At 70.0% G+C, this 15,379-nt stretch carries 14 protein-coding genes; 11 read left to right on the forward strand and 3 right to left on the reverse strand.

Annotated features, from left to right (window positions below):
* Positions 1 to 47: 47 nt before the first annotated feature.
* Genes atpD through EL266_RS05820 form a run of 3 tightly spaced genes read left to right on the forward strand, consistent with a single transcriptional unit; the run spans position 48 to position 2,181 of the window.
* A complete protein-coding gene (atpD, locus tag EL266_RS05810) occupies positions 48 to 1,484 on the forward strand; it encodes a F0F1 ATP synthase subunit beta (protein WP_026426844.1) in 1,437 nt (478 codons plus the stop codon).
* A gap of 26 nt (positions 1,485 to 1,510) precedes the next feature.
* Positions 1,511 to 1,777, forward strand: a complete 267-nt coding sequence (locus EL266_RS05815; RefSeq protein ID WP_026426843.1) for an ATP synthase subunit epsilon — start codon at positions 1,511 to 1,513, stop codon at positions 1,775 to 1,777.
* A gap of 2 nt (positions 1,778 to 1,779) precedes the next feature.
* A complete protein-coding gene (locus tag EL266_RS05820; RefSeq protein ID WP_026426842.1) occupies positions 1,780 to 2,181 on the forward strand; it encodes a DUF2550 domain-containing protein in 402 nt (133 codons plus the stop codon).
* Here EL266_RS05820 and EL266_RS05825 read toward each other — a convergent pair.
* Both EL266_RS05825 and EL266_RS05830 read right to left on the reverse strand, forming a co-directional pair.
* Positions 2,178 to 3,509, reverse strand: coding sequence for a heparan-alpha-glucosaminide N-acetyltransferase domain-containing protein (locus tag EL266_RS05825; protein WP_026426841.1), 1,332 nt, complete (start codon positions 3,507 to 3,509; stop codon positions 2,178 to 2,180). The genes EL266_RS05820 and EL266_RS05825 overlap by 4 nt on opposite strands.
* 103 nt (positions 3,510 to 3,612) lie before the next feature.
* Complete coding sequence (locus tag EL266_RS05830) at positions 3,613 to 4,377, reverse strand: class I SAM-dependent methyltransferase (protein ID WP_051281097.1); 765 nt, start codon at positions 4,375 to 4,377, stop codon at positions 3,613 to 3,615.
* 71 nt (positions 4,378 to 4,448) lie between these two features.
* Here EL266_RS05830 and nucS point away from each other — a divergent pair, with 71 nt between their 5' ends.
* The 8 genes from nucS (at position 4,449) to yicI (ending at position 14,785) form a co-directional block, all read left to right on the forward strand.
* Positions 4,449 to 5,144, forward strand: a complete 696-nt coding sequence (gene nucS / locus EL266_RS05835; RefSeq protein WP_026426840.1) for an endonuclease NucS — start codon at positions 4,449 to 4,451, stop codon at positions 5,142 to 5,144.
* Positions 5,144 to 6,442: a DNA glycosylase AlkZ-like family protein gene (locus EL266_RS05840; protein WP_026426839.1), complete on the forward strand. Its 1,299-nt coding sequence runs from the start codon at positions 5,144 to 5,146 to the stop codon at positions 6,440 to 6,442. The genes nucS and EL266_RS05840 overlap by 1 nt, the downstream gene beginning before the upstream one ends.
* Positions 6,443 to 6,532: 90 nt before the next feature.
* Complete coding sequence (locus tag EL266_RS05845; RefSeq protein ID WP_026426838.1) at positions 6,533 to 7,786, forward strand: N-acetylglucosamine-6-phosphate deacetylase; 1,254 nt, start codon at positions 6,533 to 6,535, stop codon at positions 7,784 to 7,786.
* A 319-nt stretch (positions 7,787 to 8,105) separates the two neighbouring features.
* Positions 8,106 to 9,131, forward strand: coding sequence for a LacI family DNA-binding transcriptional regulator (locus EL266_RS05850; protein WP_026426837.1), 1,026 nt, complete (start codon positions 8,106 to 8,108; stop codon positions 9,129 to 9,131).
* Positions 9,132 to 9,224: 93 nt separating this feature from the next.
* Positions 9,225 to 10,538 (forward strand): ABC transporter substrate-binding protein, encoded by a 1,314-nt coding sequence (locus tag EL266_RS05855; RefSeq protein WP_026426836.1) that lies wholly within the window; start codon positions 9,225 to 9,227, stop codon positions 10,536 to 10,538.
* Between the two features lie 3 nt (positions 10,539 to 10,541).
* Complete coding sequence (locus EL266_RS05860; protein ID WP_026426835.1) at positions 10,542 to 11,474, forward strand: carbohydrate ABC transporter permease; 933 nt, start codon at positions 10,542 to 10,544, stop codon at positions 11,472 to 11,474.
* A 1-nt stretch (position 11,475) separates the two neighbouring features.
* Positions 11,476 to 12,375 (forward strand): carbohydrate ABC transporter permease, encoded by a 900-nt coding sequence (locus tag EL266_RS05865; RefSeq protein ID WP_026426834.1) that lies wholly within the window; start codon positions 11,476 to 11,478, stop codon positions 12,373 to 12,375.
* Positions 12,376 to 12,523: 148 nt separating this feature from the next.
* Entirely contained in the window at positions 12,524 to 14,785 is a 2,262-nt protein-coding gene (gene yicI, locus EL266_RS05870) for an alpha-xylosidase (RefSeq protein ID WP_026426833.1), read from the forward strand.
* A gap of 32 nt (positions 14,786 to 14,817) precedes the next feature.
* Here the strand turns inward: yicI and EL266_RS05875 are convergent, their stop codons facing one another.
* Positions 14,818 to 15,369 carry a DinB family protein gene (locus EL266_RS05875; RefSeq protein ID WP_051281095.1) on the reverse strand — a complete coding sequence of 184 codons (552 nt, stop codon included), beginning with the start codon at positions 15,367 to 15,369 and terminating at the stop codon, positions 14,818 to 14,820.
* Positions 15,370 to 15,379: the final 10 nt, after the last annotated feature.

The following is a 15,379-nucleotide window of genomic DNA, read 5'->3' on the forward strand; positions in this document are numbered from 1 at the left end:
CAGGCCGCCCCACGGACCATCTGTCGAGGACTCACGGAAGAACGAACATGGCTGACACCACCACCCCAGGGACGGGACGCATCACCCGGATCATCGGCGCCGTCGTCGATATCGAGTTCCCGCCCGAGGCCATCCCGGCGATGTACAACGCCCTGCGCGTCACCGTGCAGGCCACCAGCGAGGGCGCGCAGGCCCATGAGATCACCCTCGAGGTCGCCCAGCACCTGGGGGACAACATCGTGCGCGCCATCTCCCTGAAGCCCACTGATGGCCTGGTGCGCGGAACCGAGGTGCGCGACACCGGCGCCCCCATCACCGTGCCCGTGGGCGATGTGACCCGCGGCCACGTCTTCAACGTCACCGGCGATGTCCTCAACCTCGCGGACGGCGAGAGCCTGGAGATCACCGAGCGCTGGCCCATCCACCGCCAGCCCCCGGCCTTCGACCAGCTGGAGTCCAAGGAGCAGATGTTCGAGACCGGCATCAAGGTCATCGACCTGCTCACCCCCTACGTCCAGGGCGGCAAGATCGGCCTGTTCGGCGGGGCCGGCGTGGGCAAGACCGTCCTCATCCAGGAGATGATCCAGCGGGTGGCCCAGAACCACGGCGGTGTCTCCGTCTTCGCCGGCGTGGGCGAGCGCACCCGTGAGGGCAACGACCTCATCGTGGAGATGGAGGAGGCCGGCGTCTTCGACAAGACCGCCCTGGTCTTCGGCCAGATGGACGAGCCCCCGGGCACGCGTCTGCGCGTGGCCCTGTCCGCCCTGACCATGGCCGAGTACTTCCGCGACGTCCAGAACCAGGACGTGCTGCTGTTCATCGACAACATCTTCCGCTTCACCCAGGCCGGCTCCGAGGTCTCCACGCTGCTGGGCCGCATGCCCTCGGCGGTGGGCTACCAGCCCAACCTGGCCGATGAGATGGGCCAGCTCCAGGAGCGCATCACCTCGGCGGGAGGCCACTCCATCACCTCCCTGCAGGCCATCTACGTTCCCGCCGACGACTACACCGACCCGGCCCCGGCCACCACCTTCGCCCACCTGGATGCCACCACCGAGCTGTCCCGCGAGATCGCCTCGCGCGGCATCTACCCGGCCGTGGACCCCCTGGCCTCCACCTCGCGCCTCCTGGCCCCCGGCTATGTGGGAGCCGAGCACTACGGGGTGGCCACCCGCGTGAAGTCCATCCTGCAGAAGAACAAGGAGCTCCAGGACATCATCGCGATCCTCGGCGTCGACGAGCTCGGCGAGGAGGACAAGATCACGGTGGCCCGGGCCCGGCGCATCGAGCAGTTCCTGTCCCAGAACACCTACATGGCCGAGAAGTTCACGGGCGTGCCCGGCTCGACCGTCCCGCTGACGGAGACCATCGAGGCCTTCCGCCGCATCTGCGAGGGGGAGTACGATCATCTGCCCGAGCAGGCCTTCTTCAACATCGGCGGCATCGAGGACCTCGAGCGCCGCGCCGCCGAGCTCGGGGCCTGAGTCGGACAGGACAGGCAGGAGGAACCGTGGCACTGAGCATCGAGGTGGTCAACCCCACCGAGCTCGTCTGGCAGGGGCGGGCCCAGCAGGCCTCCGTCCCGCTGATCGACGGCGAGGCTGGCATCCTGCCAGGGCGCCAGCCCCTCCTGGCCCTCCTGGGCTCGGGAGCCCTGCGACTCACCGAGATGGATGGCACCGTCCTGGAGCTGCAGGTGCGCGGGGGGTTCTGCTCGGTGGACCATGACACGGTGACCATCGCCGCCGACGAGGCCAGACTGAGCGCGGAGGCCTGAGGATGACGGCGCAGGCGTGGACCATCGTGGCGATCATCGCCCTGGCCATCGTGCTGCTCATCGCCGCCTTCCTCGTCCGCCTGCGCTTCCTGGCCGGTCAGGTCGGCTCCTTCGAGTGCGCCTGGCGCGCCGGGCCCCGCTGGTTCTCCGGGGTGGCCGCCTTCCGGCACGAGTCCCTGGACTGGTACCGGCTCATGTCGCTGTCGCTGAGGCCCACCCGGTCATGGTCCCGCCTGGAGCTGGAGCTCCTGGAGGCCCGCCACCGCCGCGCCCAGGGTCGCGTGGTCGACGTCGTGTGCGCCGATCCCTCCGGCAGATTCGAGCTGGCGATGATGGATGAGTCCTACTCGGCCCTCATCTCCTGGGTGGAGTCGGCGGCCCCCGAGCAGCCCCGGCTCTTCTAGGGCGCCCGGGTGGCGCGCACGGAGACGACGTGCAGGATGTGCTCCAGGGGGCCGCGGGAGTACACGGCGAGCCAGGCCATGGCGAAGACGATGCAGCCCCCGCCCAGGGCCAGGGCTGAGAGGTTGCCGCTGCCCGGCCCCAGGCCGCCCGCGGCGATGACCACCAGGTGGGCGCAGTAGACGGTCAGTGACATGGAGCCCACTGCCGCCAGGGGCGCCAGGAGCAGCCGGTGACGCAGCGCCACGAGCTGGGCCAGGGCGATGACGACCATGGCCACGCCCCCGGAGCCCAGCGCCTCGAAGGTGGTGTTCGTGTGCGGTCTGGCGGTGATGAGGGACTCCAGGTCGAGCCCGGGCAGGGAAGGGCCTGTCGGGCCGGCGAGCGGGGCCTGCTCCTGGACCTCGTCGAGCGTGATGGGCTCAGGGGCGACTGGGCCTGGATCGGCGGGCTCAATGGAGCCGTCGCCGGGCACGGCCGGGACCGAGCCCGCCCCACCCTCGTGGCAGGCCTGCGCATGGCGGGGCGAGACGAGCACGGGGGAGTCGTGGCTGTCGGGGATGAGCACCATGCCGACCACCACGGCGCCGCCGTAGCCCAGGACGGCGCACAGCGCGCCCGCGGCCGCCAGGCGCCACAGTCGGGCCGGCTGCCAGTCGATGCGCGAGAGTCCCAGGCCCAGGAAGATGTAGGCCATCCACACCAGTCCCGGGTAGGCGCCGCTGACGAGGAAGGACAGCATGGCGGTATTGCCGTCCTCGGTGCCGAAGACCATCAGGCCGGTGTGGGCCGGCAGCGTGATCAGCGCCCCAACCGCCAAGGGGCCCAGGACCGCCGTGGCCGCGGCCAGCGCCAGCAGCCTGCGGGGACCCAGATGCACGAAGGGCAGGGCCAGGGACAGCCAGGCGGCGTAGAAGCCCAGGATGACGGCGACCGGCGTGCCCAGGGAGGCCATGGCCGCGCCGAGCGCCAGCAGAAGGCCCGAGCGCACCAGGACGCGCAGACGGGTGCGCACGAGGCGATCGCCGCGATGGGGCTCCAGGCGCCCGGTGATGATGCCCAGGGAGAAGCCCGCGATCACGGCGAAGAGCACCGAGGACCGCCCATGAGACAGGGCCAGGATCCCCTCCAGGCTGGTCAGGCCGCAGGAGGTGGCCCCCACATGCGCCACAATCATCCCCAGCAGGGCCAGGCCCCGGGCGGCGTCGAGGCCGATGAGCCGGTTCGGCCCCGTCGTGCCGGTGAGGTACGGGCCCCGGCGCAGCGGGAGCCGCCAGCTCGCGGGATCGGCGGCGGGGGCCGAGGGCAGTGCGGCGTGCGTGCTGCTCACTCCGGGGACTCCTCAGGATGCGGTGGGCCTTGACCAACGGGGGATCCTCCGTCGATCCGGGCGATGGCGGGGCGGCGAGCCGGGGCGAGGACCATTCCAGCGCTCAGCGACGGATGAAGGAGAGCAGGAGGAGGTCATCGCGAGCCGGGCCCGGCTCCAGCCCCACCCGCGCGGCCTGGTCGCGCAGGCCCTCCGGGCTGAGGATCCTCCAGTCGGTGCGGGCCGTGCGCTCCTGGAGCACCTCGCCCGCCGCCGTGCGGACAGTCCATCGCATGGTCCAGCGCATCGTCTCGCCGTCGGGCTCGGCCCTGCCCTCGGTGCCGTACCGCAGTCCGCCGACGGCGCTCTGCCCGAAGTCCGTCCATGGCACCTCGATGGGCTCCAGCGGGCCTTGGAGCGCGATGGCCAGAACGCCTCCCGGGGGCAGGCGCTCGCCCGCGAAGCCCCAGAAGCGATCCTGAGCGGCCTCATCGAGGTGACCGAGCATGTTGAGCGCGGTGATCGCGCCCAGGCGGGAGGGCAGGAGGGGAGCGGCGTCGTCGAGCGTCCCGGGGAGCACTGTGACGCGCGGCGCCAGGCCGGGAGCGGCGCAGACGGTGGCCATGAGCCCCGCCCGCATGGCCGGATGCGGCTCGACGGCGTACAGCGGATGGGCCCCGAGGGTGGCGAGGCCGGGCAGGAGGGAGCCGGTGCCCGAGCCGAGGTCGAGGATCGGCAGCCCGGCAGGAGGGCCGCCGTCGCGACCGAGGATCTCGATGAGCGCGGCGCTCATCGCCTCGACGTAGGGGAGGGCCAATGCCGCGTAGATGTCGGCGTTGGCGCTGTAGAGGTCGCTGGGAGGAGCAGGGGCTCCCTCGGAAGGGCTCATGAGGGACTCCTCTCGCGATACGACTGCCCGGGTGCCGGTCCGCGGCCGAGACTACCCGTTAGGGTGGGCCGGTGCGCCTTGTCATCGCCTCATGCTCCGTGGACTACTCCGGCCGTCTCGACGCCCACCTGCCCCGGGCCACCCGGGTGCTCATGCTCAAGGCCGACGGCTCCGTCCTGGTCCACTCCGATGGTGGCTCCTACAAGCCCTTGAACTGGATGACCGCGCCTGCGCGCCTGAGTGTCAGCGACCCCGATGACCAGGAGCGCGAGGAGGGGGTCAGCGCCGTGTGGCAGGTTCACTCCACCAAGACCGAGGACCGCCTGGTCATCCGCCTCTACGAGGTCATCTCCGATGTCAGCCAGGATCTGGGAGTGGACCCGGGCCTGACCAAGGACGGGGTGGAGTCCCATCTCCAGGAGCTCCTGGCCGAGCAGATCGAGGTGCTGGGCCCCGGCTACCGCCTGGTGCGCCGCGAGTACCCCACGGCCATCGGCCCGGTGGACATCATGGCCAAGGACGCCCAGGGCCACTCGGTCGCGGTGGAGATCAAGCGCGTGGGCGGGATCGACGGCGTCGAGCAGCTCAGCCGATACCTCGAGCTCCTGGGGCGCGACCCCCTGCTCGCCCCCGTCCAGGGCGTCTTCGCCGCGCAGACCATCAAGCCGCAGGCCCGCGTGCTGGCCGAGGATCGCGGCATCCGCTGCGTGGTGCTCGACTACGACGCCATGCGCGGGATGGACGACGCCGAGTCGAGGCTGTTCTGATGGCCGCGCGCCCCACTCGTCCCGCGCGCCCCGCGCGCCCTGCCCCGGCGGCCGAGCCCCTGCCCCGGGAGGTCTCGCTGGCCAGGATCGTGGCCCAGGGCCTCGTTCCCGCCACCGCGGCCCCGGACCCGGTTGAGGCGGTGCGCCGTCAGCTCGCCATCCAGGGCCAGCAGGTCTCGGCGATCCCCCACGCCATCGCCTCGCGCACCGGCGAGGCGGTGGGCATGCCGCAGATCGATGAGGCCTTCGGGGCCGGCGGGCTCGTGCGCTCCTGGCCCATGCGCGGCACCGTCCACATCACGACGGCGGCCGATTACCACTGGATGCGCGAGGCCCTGCTCCACCGCATGGCCTCATGGATGCGGGCCGATGAGGAGCGCTTCGGGCACGGCTCGGCGGGCCTGGAGCGGGCCGCGAGCGCCGCCTGGCAGGCCATCGAGCGCGCCGCTGACCAGGGGCGCCCCGGCTGCACGCGCGCCGAGCTCATCGAGGCCTGGCAGGCCGAGGGCGTCCTGCCCGATCTCATCGCCGCAGGCGCCGATGACTCCTACGCCAAGCGGCATCTCATCGTCGGGCTCCACGCGGTGGGGGCCCTGGTCCAGGGGCCCCGCAGCGGCGGGGAGCACCTGGTCATCGACGCGCGACGGCTGCCCGATACGCGAACCGGCCCCGGCGGGAGCGGGGGAGCGGCCCAGGGCCAGGAGGGGCACCGCGCCGCCCTGGCGGAGATCGCCCGGCGCTACGCCACCAGTCACGGCCCAGTCAGCGCCGCGGATCTATCGCGCTGGACCACGATGCCCAAGCGGGAGGCGGCCCGGGCGCTCCAGGACGCCGTCGAGATGACGAATGCCGAGGGCTACGCGGCCGATCCGGCCAGCGGCGCAGTCCCCCTGGCCCGGGGGCTGGCCACAGGCGGGGCGCGCGGGAGCCTGGAGCTCATGGAGCCGGGCGGGACCGTGCCCCGGGGAGCCGAGACGCTCTATCTGCGCGCTGACCTGCCCGACCTGCTGGCCGCCCACCGCGCCCAGGCCGAGCGCACCCGCTTCCTGGCCTCCTTCGATGAGCTGCATGTGGGCTACAAGGACCGCAGCTGCCTGACCGATGCGGCGGGGGAGAGGCTCATCTGCCCCTCCATGAACGGCATGTTCCGGCCGATCCTCGTGGACCGCGGGCGCGTGGTGGCCGTGCGGCCGGTGGGCGCCGGACTCATCTGGGCCGACTCGGCGCGCCGCAGCGCCCGGCTGGAGCGGGATGTGGAGCGGGCGGTGCGCGCCGTCGAGGAGCGGCTGGCCCGCTGAGGGACGCCGGTCTTGCGCCCCGGCGGCACCGCGCCCTGGCGGCGCCAGCCTCACATGCAGTTGTCTGATGTCTGGGCCTAGACTGCGGGTATGAGTAGCGCTGCCACCGCCCTGCGCGGGCGGGTCATCACCCCGGAGGGCATCATCGAGGACGGGGCGGTGGTCGTCGTCGGGCGGCATATCGCCTGGGTCGGCGAGGCGGCAGCGGCGCCCGTTGCCGGTTTCGGTCAGGCCCTGGAGGGCGCCTGGGCGGCCCCCGAGGGCGGCTACCTCCTGCCCGGCCTGGTCGACGTCCACTGCCACGGCGGGGGCGGGGAGTCCTTCCCCAATGCCGCCAGCTCCGAGCAGGCCATGGTCTCGATCCTGGAGCACCGCCGTCACGGCACCACCTCGCTCGTGGCCTCCTGCGTGACGGCCGCCGCTGAGGTGCTCAAGGAGCGCACGGCCCTCCTGGCCGAGCTGTGCGATGCCGGTGAGCTGGCCGGCATCCACTTCGAGGGGCCCTTCGTCTCGGTGGAGCGCTGCGGTGCCCAGGACCCCACCTACATCCTCGACCCCGATACGGCCCTGACCCGCGAGCTCATCGAGCTGGGGCGCGGGCATGTGGTGACCATGACCATCGCCCCGGAGAAGCCCGGCATCACGGGGGACGAGGGCGTCAATGCCGCCCTCATCGAGGGCGGCGCCCTGCCGTCCTTCGGGCACACCGATGCCCAGGCCCCCGCCGTGCGCGCCGCCCTGGCCGACGCCGCCGCCCGCATCGCCGCGCGCCTGGAGGCCGGCCGGCCCGTCCGCTCGGCGCGCTCGACCGCGACCCACCTGTTCAATGGGATGCGACCCATGCATCACCGCGCTCCCGGGCCGGTGCCCGAGTTCCTGGCCGCCGCCCGGCGCGGGGAGTGCGTCCTGGAGATGATCGGCGACGGCGTCCACCTCGACCCCGCGATCGTGCTCGACATGTTCGAGACCCTGGGGCGCGATGGCGTCGTCCTCATCACCGACGCGATGGCCGCGGCAGGCATGCCCGACGGCGACTACGTGCTCGGCCCGGCGGCCGTGACCGTGGCTGGCGGTGTCGCCAGGCTCACCGGCAGGCAGGCGATCGCCGGGGGCACGGCGCATCTGCTCGACGTCGTGCGCACCACCTGGCGCGGCGGCGTGGATCTTGTCGACGCCGTCTACGCGGCCTCCGTGCAGGGCGCGCGGATCCTGGGCGATGCCAGCATTGGCGCCCTGCGGCCGGGCCTGTGGGCCGATGTGCTGGTCACCGACGCCGAGCTCGCCCCCGTGCGCGTCCTGCGCCGCGGCGCCGACGTGGACCTCGCCGCCCCCCGCACCGCCTGACCTTCACTCAGACCCTCGTCGCCATGCCCTGCATGTCCCTGCATACGGGACCGGGCGCGACGCGAGGCGCAGGGCCCACCAGGTCAGCGCGCAGTGAGTCGGCGCAGGCGCTGCGAGTCGAAATTTTCGACGTTTCCCCGCTGAGGTTGCCCCCTGTTGCCGCGGTGACTCACACTTATCGAAGCGCTTCGTCGGAGCGCTTCGATTGAGGTTCTTCAGTCACTCGTCCCGGCAGCGCTTAGGCACAGTCCATCCAACAGGTTCAGGGAGGAACCGGCACCGGCATCGCGCCGGAGCCCGTCGACGAAGGAGGCGGCCCATGGCCACCATGCAGGACGTCGCCCGCCGCGCGCATGTCGCCGTCTCGACCGTCTCCTATGCGCTCTCCGGCGCCCGCCCGGTGGCGCCGGAGACCGCCCGCCGCATTCGCGCCGCCATGGACGAGCTCGACTACCAGCCCAATGCCATGGCCCGAGGACTGGCCAGTCGCCGCTCCCATACCCTGGCCATGACCTTCCCCAGCTTTGACACCGCCATGGGGGAGACCGTCTTCGAGATCGTCCGCGGTGCGCAGCACGAGGCCTCTCGCCACGGCTACAGCCTTGCCGTATGGCCGCTGGATGAGACCAAGGCGGGCTCTGAGCTCGTGGCACTGGTGCAGCAGGGCAAGGCCGACGGCGTTCTGCTCGTGGAGGTCGAGGTGGACGATCCGCGCGTCGCCGCTCTCAAGGCCGCCGACCTCCCCTTCGTCATGGTGGGCCGCACCGCGGACCCGACCGGCCTGGCCTATGTCGACATCGATTTTGAGCGCACCGTCGACGACGCCGTCGCCGAGCTGCACCGCCGAGGTCACCGCCGCATCGCCTTCATCGGTCGCCCCGACGCCCAGGCCAAGGCCGGCTACGGCCCGGCCATCCGGGGCCGACAGGGGTACCTCCAAGCGGTGGAGCAGCGCTCGCTCACCCCGCTGGCCTTCGCCTGCGACGCCAACCCGCATGCCGGACAGACCCTTGCCCGCGAGCTGATGGAGCACGAGCAGCGCCCCACCGGCATCGTCGTCATGAACGACATGGCCGCCCTCGGACTGCTCGCCGGGCTGCAGAGCCTGGGACTGAGGGTCCCCCAGGACATCTCCGTCGTCGGCGCGGTCTCATCCCCCACTCTGGGGGCCATGACCGTACCGGCGCTGACGACGACGCACGCGCCCGGAGAGCGCATGGGCGCCTTCGCGACCCGCGCCCTCCTGGCCATCCTCGACCAGCAGCTCGATCCGGCCGACTGCCACCAGCTGGTGACCTGCGCCGTCGTCGATGGCGAGAGCCTCGGGCCCGCCCCCGGCCGCTGATCCCCACATCGTCCCCGGACCAAGGAGCCGGGGACTCCGCCACCGCCCTCCCCCAGGGGAGACTCGATGAACTCAACGAAGAGGAACCACACCATGAAGCGCAGGAATTTCAACGCCCTCCTGGCCGCCACTGCCACCAGCCTGCTCGGGCTGGGTCTGACCGGCTGCGGCCCGTCCTCAGGCTCATCCGGCAAGGGCTCGGACACCTTCATCATCTGGGACTACGAGTCCGACGACTCCGCCATGGGGCAGGCCTGGGCCCGGGCGGTGGAGATCTTCAAGGAGAAGCACCCGGAGGTCACGGTCAAGATCGAGGACCAGACCTTCGAGCAACTCCAGAAGAACGCCAAGATCGTGCTCACCGGCGACGATGTCCCGGACATCATGGAGTACAACAAGGGCAACTCCACCGCCGGGCAGCTCGCCTCCCAGGGGCTTATCGAGCCGCTGACGGAGCAGGCCACTGAGCGCGGCTGGGACACCAAGTTGGCCGCCTCATTGCAGACCACCGCCCGCTACACCGAGGACGGCCTCATGGGTGACGGCGACTGGTATGGAGTGCCCAACTACGGCGAGTACGTCTTCGTCTACTACAACCAGGACATGTTCAATGCGGCGGGGCTGAGCGTGCCCACCACCCTCAAGGAGTTCGAGGCGGTGTGCGACGCCTTCGTCGCCGCCGGGCAGGTGCCGCTTGCCGAGGCGGGCTCGGAGTACCCCATGGGACAGCTGTGGTACCAGCTCATCCTCGCCCATGCCGACCGCTCTTTCGTCGACGCCTATCAGCTGTTCAAGAGCGACGTCAACTGGACCTCCGGCCCGGTCAAGCAGGGCACCGACAAGCTCGTGGAGTGGATCGGCAAGGGCTACATCGCCGCTGACTCGGCCGGACTGACCGCCGAGGACGCCGGCACCGCCTTCATCAACGGCAGCTTCCCGATGTTCGTCTCCGGGTCCTGGTGGTTCGGGCGGATCGTGTCGGACATGGCGAAGACGAATTGGGACCAGTTCCTCTTCCCCGGTGCCAACCTGTTCCCCGGCTCCTCCGGGAACCTCTGGGTGGTCCCGGCCAATGCCAAGAACAAGGAGCTCGCCTACGACTTCATCGACATCACCCTGTCCGAGGAGGTCCAGGCCATCCTGGGGGAGAAGGGCGGACTTCCCGTTGCCGGCGACCCCGCCACCATCAAGGACGACAAGACCCGCACCATGACGGACAACTTCGCCCAGATCAACGAGAAGGACGGACTCGCCTTCTACCCCGACTGGCCGGTGGCCGGCTTCTACGACCAGATCACCTCCGCCATGCAGTCCCTCATCAACGGCTCCAAGTCCGGCGAGCAGGTCCTCGCCGATCTGAAGGCCGCCTATGAGGAGGGCAAGGCCGAGATCGTCGTCGAGGACTGAGCAGTGAGCAACGGACGCAGCCGGTCAGCGCGACGCAGGTCCCGGTCGCTGGCCTACCTGCCGTATCTGCTCCCCGGGGCCATCGCCTTCACCGTCATCATCCTGGTACCACTGGTACTCAACGTCTGGTACTCCCTCCACCGGTGGAAGGGCGGAATGTCGCCCATGCGCTTCATCGGCCTGGACAACTACGCCGAGTTGCTTGAGGATGACAAGTTCTGGGCCTCCTTCAGCAACTCGATGGCGATGATCGTCGCCATGGTCATCATCCCGACCCTCATCGGTCTGGTGCTGGCCGCTGTGCTGTTCGACTACATCGGCAAGCACTTCAACTCGCGCACCGCGGCGGCGCTGCGCGCGATGTACTACTTGCCGCAGATCCTGCCGATCTCCGTGGCGGGCATTGTGTGGAACTGGATCCTCAACTCGCAGACGGGCGCTGTCAACACCGTTCTGCGGAGCATCGGCGTGACGGATCCGCCGAACTGGCTGGGATCCACGTCGACGGCGCTGCCCTCGGTCATGTTCGTGCTCATCTGGATCCAGATCGGCTACCCCACCGTCATCTTCATGTCCGCTCTCCAACGGGTGGATCCGGAGCTGTACGAGGCCGCCGAGCTCGACGGCGCGGGCTGGATGGCCCGATTCCGGGCCATCACCGTCCCGCAGATTCGGCCGGAGACCTTTGTCATCGTGCTCACCTGCACCATCGCGGCCCTCAAGGTCTTCGCGCCCATCTATGTGCTCACCCGCGGCGGTCCTGAGAGCTCCACCCTGGTGCCGAGCTACTACTCGTATCTCAACTTCTTCGACAAGTCCAAGGTCGGCTATGGCGCTGCGATCTCGACCGTGCTCACGGTGGTCATCATCGTGATCGCGGGTGTCATCCAGATCTTCCAGAATCGCAGCGAGCGCCGTGATGAGGAGGGCCGCTGATATGACCACGCGTATGTCCGCACAACCATCGACGGCTTCAGCCGGCGCTGCGCCCTCGGGTCGGCGCAAGGACCGCTTCCACCGCGGGGCGGGCCGGTGGCTGGTGCTCGCCGTCGTCGGCCTGTTCGCCCTGTTCATGATCTCCCCGTTCCTGCTCATGGTCATCAACGCCTTCAAGTCCCCGGCCGACTACTCCGGTGGCAGCCCGCTGTCGTTGCCCCAGGAGATCTACACCGACGGCCTGGCCTACTTCTGGCAGCGGGTCAACTTCCCCGTCAAACTGTGGAACTCGGTGTGGACCTCCGCGCTCGTGGCCGTGGCCGGGGCCCTGCTGTCCCTGCTCAACGCCTATGCCATCGGCGTGGGGCGGGTTCGGGGACGGGCCTGGATCGTCGCTGTGCTCATGATCGCCAATATGCTGCCGCAGGAGGGGCTCATCTACCCTCTGTTCACCATGGCGCAGCGCGTCGGCCTCACGGACAACCCCTGGTCGATCGTCATCATCTTCACGGTCATCCAGTCGGCCTTCGGCACCTACCTGCTGGCCTCCGTCCTGGGCACCTTCCCGCGCGCCCTGCTGGAGGCGGCCGAGCTCGACGGTGCCAGCCGCTGGCAGATCCTGTGGAAGGTGGTCTACCCGATCGTGCGGCCCACCCTGAGCGTTCTCATGATCTTCTTCTTCATCTGGACCTGGAACGAGTTCTTCATGCCGCTGGTCATGCTCACCAGCAATGACAACCAGACGGTGCCGATCGCTCTGTCCAGTCTGCAGGGTGATCGCATGCTCGACGTGCCCACCCTCAACGCCGGCGCACTGGTGTCGCTCATCCCGACCTTCCTGTTCTTCCTGTTCTTCCAGCGCACGTTGACCCGGGGAGTGACCGCCGGGGCGGTGAAGTGACCCCTCGCCGCGGCCGGTCGGCGCTGCGCGGTCCGCAGTCCTTGGGGCCGAGGCTCATCGCCGTCGCCCCTGCCGCACTCGGCTCGGAGAGGCCCCACCACCGGTGTTCACTCGTGCCCGCCACTCGACTCATCATCAAGGAGCCCGCATGAAATTCTCCAACGGCTACTGGCTCGATCGCCAGGGCCATGCCGTGCACAAGGCCCGCGGCCTGCTCGACCTCACGGTCGATCCCGCCGGCGCCGTCCACGCCCACGCCCCCGTCCGTCCCGTCGCCACACGTGGCGACACCCTCAACGTCGGCCTCATCTCCGTCGCCTTCACCGCCGTCGCCGACGGTGTCATCAAGGTAGAGGCCGTCCACCATCGGGGCCGGCGCGACCGCGGCCCGCACTTCGCCGTCAACGTGCCATCCGACTACCGGGGCGAGGTTGAGCGCACGGATGCGGGCGTCACCCTGCGCGCCGGGTCACTGGCGGTGACATTGCGGGAGGGCGCCGACTGGAGGGCCGAGTTCACCTCCGGCGGCCGGGCGCTGACGGCGAGCCTGCCTCGTGCTTTGGCCCATATCGTCGGCCCTGACGGCACCACCTACATGCGCGAGCAGCTCGCTCTGCGGCCCGGGGAACGGGTCTACGGGCTGGGGGAGCGCTTCGGGGCCTTCACCAAGAACGGGCAGCGGGTGGACATCTGGAATGAGGACGGCGGTACTGCCTCTGATCAGGCCTACAAGGGCATTCCCTTCTACCTGACCACTGCCGGCTACGGGGTGTTCGTCGCCGAGACCGGCGGGGTCTCCTTCGAGGTTGGCAGCGAGGTCGTCACCCGCACCCAGTTCTCCGTCGAGGGGGAGCGGCTCACCTACTACCTCATCGACGGCCCGACCCCCAAGGATGTGCTGCGCCGCTACACGGCCCTGACCGGTCGCGCCCCCATGGTGCCCACCTGGTCCTTCGGACTGTGGCTAACCACCTCCTTCACCACTGACTATGACGAGCGCACGGTCATGTCCTTCATCGATGGGATGGCCCAGCGCGACCTGCCGCTGAGCGTCTTCCACTTCGACACGTTCTGGATGCGCGGCTTCCACTGGTGCGACTTCGTGTGGGATCCGCACACCTTCCCCGACCCGGCGGGAATGCTGGCCCGCATCAAGGAGCGGGGGCTGCGCGTGTGCGTGTGGATCAACCCCTATATCGCCCAGCGCTCGGCCCTGTTCGAGGAGGGCCTCGCCCGTGGCTACCTGGTGCGCACCACGAGCGGCGACGTGTGGCAGACCGACCTGTGGCAGGCGGGCATGGCCCTGGTGGACTTCACCAATCCGGAAGCAGTCGCGTGGTACCGGGGCAAGCTCGCCGCCCTGCTGGATGCGGGCGTGGACTGCTTCAAGACGGACTTCGGTGAGCGGATCCCGGTGACCGACATCGCCTGGCACGATGGCTCCGACCCGGAGAAGATGCACAACTACTACACGCACCTGTACAACCGCACCGTCTTCGACCTGCTGCGGGAGCGCCGTGGGGAGGGCGAGGCGATCGTCTTCGCCCGCTCGGCCACCGCGGGCGGCCAGCAGTTCCCGGTGCACTGGGGCGGGGACAACGAGTCGACCTACGCCTCACTGGGGGAGACCCTGCGCGGGGGACTGTCGCTGACCTCCTCCGGGTTCGCGTACTGGAGCCACGACATCGGCGGCTTCGAGGGGACTCCGGATCCCGAGGTGTTCAAGCGCTGGCTGGCCTTCGGGCTGCTATCCTCCCACGCACGGCTGCACGGCTCGAGCTCAGTGCGCGTGCCTTGGGCCTTCGATGAGGAGGCGGTCGAGGTAGCCCGCCGCTTCATCACCCTGCGGCTCTCGCTCATGCCCTACTTGTACCGGCTGGCCGGCGAGGCCCACGCGACGGGAACGCCCATGATGCGGTCGATGTTCCTGGAGTTCCCCGACGATCCCGGCGCGCGCGACGTCGACACCCAGTACATGCTCGGGGACAGCCTGCTGGTGGCGCCGGTCATGGATGCCGATGGTGAGGTGGACGTCTACCTGCCCGAGGGCACCTGGACCTCCTGGTGGGACGGGAGCACCGTGATCGGGCCGCGCTGGGTGCATGAGCGTCACGGTCTGGACTCCCTGCCCCTGTACGTGCGTCAGGGCAGCGTGGTGCCGGTGACGGGGGCGACCGCCGACCCGCAGGCCGACTGGGCCGCCGACCTCACGCTGCGCTGCTTCTGCCTTGCCGATGGGGATGAGCGGGAGGTGGTGGTGCCGGCGCACGACGGCTTCCAGGCCGCCACGTTCCACGTGAGCTGCGCGGATGGTCGAGTAAGCGCCCAGGCCGATGGTGCCCGTGGCCCGTGGTCGCTCGAGGTGGACGGCCGGCTTGTTCCTGCCTCGCCCCCGGGTGACTCGCAGTAGGGCCTTGCCTCTGAGCGGGGCGGTCCACAGGGCTATCCGGGCAGGCCGAGGAGTCGGCGGGCGTAGATGGCCTGGCCGGAGTGCTGGGATGCGTCGTCGATGATCGATACCAGGCGCACACCGAGCGTCACGGGCGGCTCCCATTCCCTGTCGATCACCTCATCAAGGCGCGCTGGATCCAGCGACTCCAGGAAGCCGGTGGCGCTGGAGTAGACGGCGTCGAGATAGGCCGTCAGCACCGACAGGTCGCGCACTTCCACCTGCGCAGACTCCTCGGGCGTGTGCCGCCAGTCCTCGGTGTCATCGGGCAGGGGCAGGTCGAATCGCGTGGAATGGCCGCCCGCCGTCCACTCCGGCTCGCGGCCCGCTAACGGCGCGATCTGCAGGTCGATCGCTCGGGCAGTGTGCCAGGCGAGCCAGGTGAGCGAGTCGATCCGCGGTGCGAGCCCATCCACCGGCCGGGCATTGGCCTGCTCGGCACTCACGCCCTCCAGCGCCCGGTCCAGGCGCTCGCGCGAGCGCCCCAGGGCATCGATGAGAACCTTGCGCAGTGCCTGAGCCTCTGTGTCCCCGATACCGCTCATGAACAGCCTC

This window comes from Actinomyces slackii (assembly GCF_900637295.1).
GTDB lineage: Bacteria > Actinomycetota > Actinomycetes > Actinomycetales > Actinomycetaceae > Actinomyces > Actinomyces slackii.

Coding starts and splice junctions, on each gene's coding strand:
- EL266_RS05875 (WP_051281095.1), bottom strand. CDS start 15,369: ATGAGCGGTATCGGGGACACAGAGGCTCAGGCACTGCGCAAGGTTCTC.
- EL266_RS05850 (WP_026426837.1), top strand. CDS start 8,106: ATGGCCACCATGCAGGACGTCGCCCGCCGCGCGCATGTCGCCGTCTCG.
- EL266_RS05865 (WP_026426834.1), top strand. CDS start 11,476: ATGACCACGCGTATGTCCGCACAACCATCGACGGCTTCAGCCGGCGCT.
- EL266_RS05845 (WP_026426838.1), top strand. CDS start 6,533: ATGAGTAGCGCTGCCACCGCCCTGCGCGGGCGGGTCATCACCCCGGAG.
- yicI (WP_026426833.1), top strand. CDS start 12,524: ATGAAATTCTCCAACGGCTACTGGCTCGATCGCCAGGGCCATGCCGTG.
- EL266_RS05840 (WP_026426839.1), top strand. CDS start 5,144: ATGGCCGCGCGCCCCACTCGTCCCGCGCGCCCCGCGCGCCCTGCCCCG.
- EL266_RS05820 (WP_026426842.1), top strand. CDS start 1,780: ATGACGGCGCAGGCGTGGACCATCGTGGCGATCATCGCCCTGGCCATC.
- EL266_RS05855 (WP_026426836.1), top strand. CDS start 9,225: ATGAAGCGCAGGAATTTCAACGCCCTCCTGGCCGCCACTGCCACCAGC.
- atpD (WP_026426844.1), top strand. CDS start 48: ATGGCTGACACCACCACCCCAGGGACGGGACGCATCACCCGGATCATC.
- EL266_RS05830 (WP_051281097.1), bottom strand. CDS start 4,377: ATGAGCCCTTCCGAGGGAGCCCCTGCTCCTCCCAGCGACCTCTACAGC.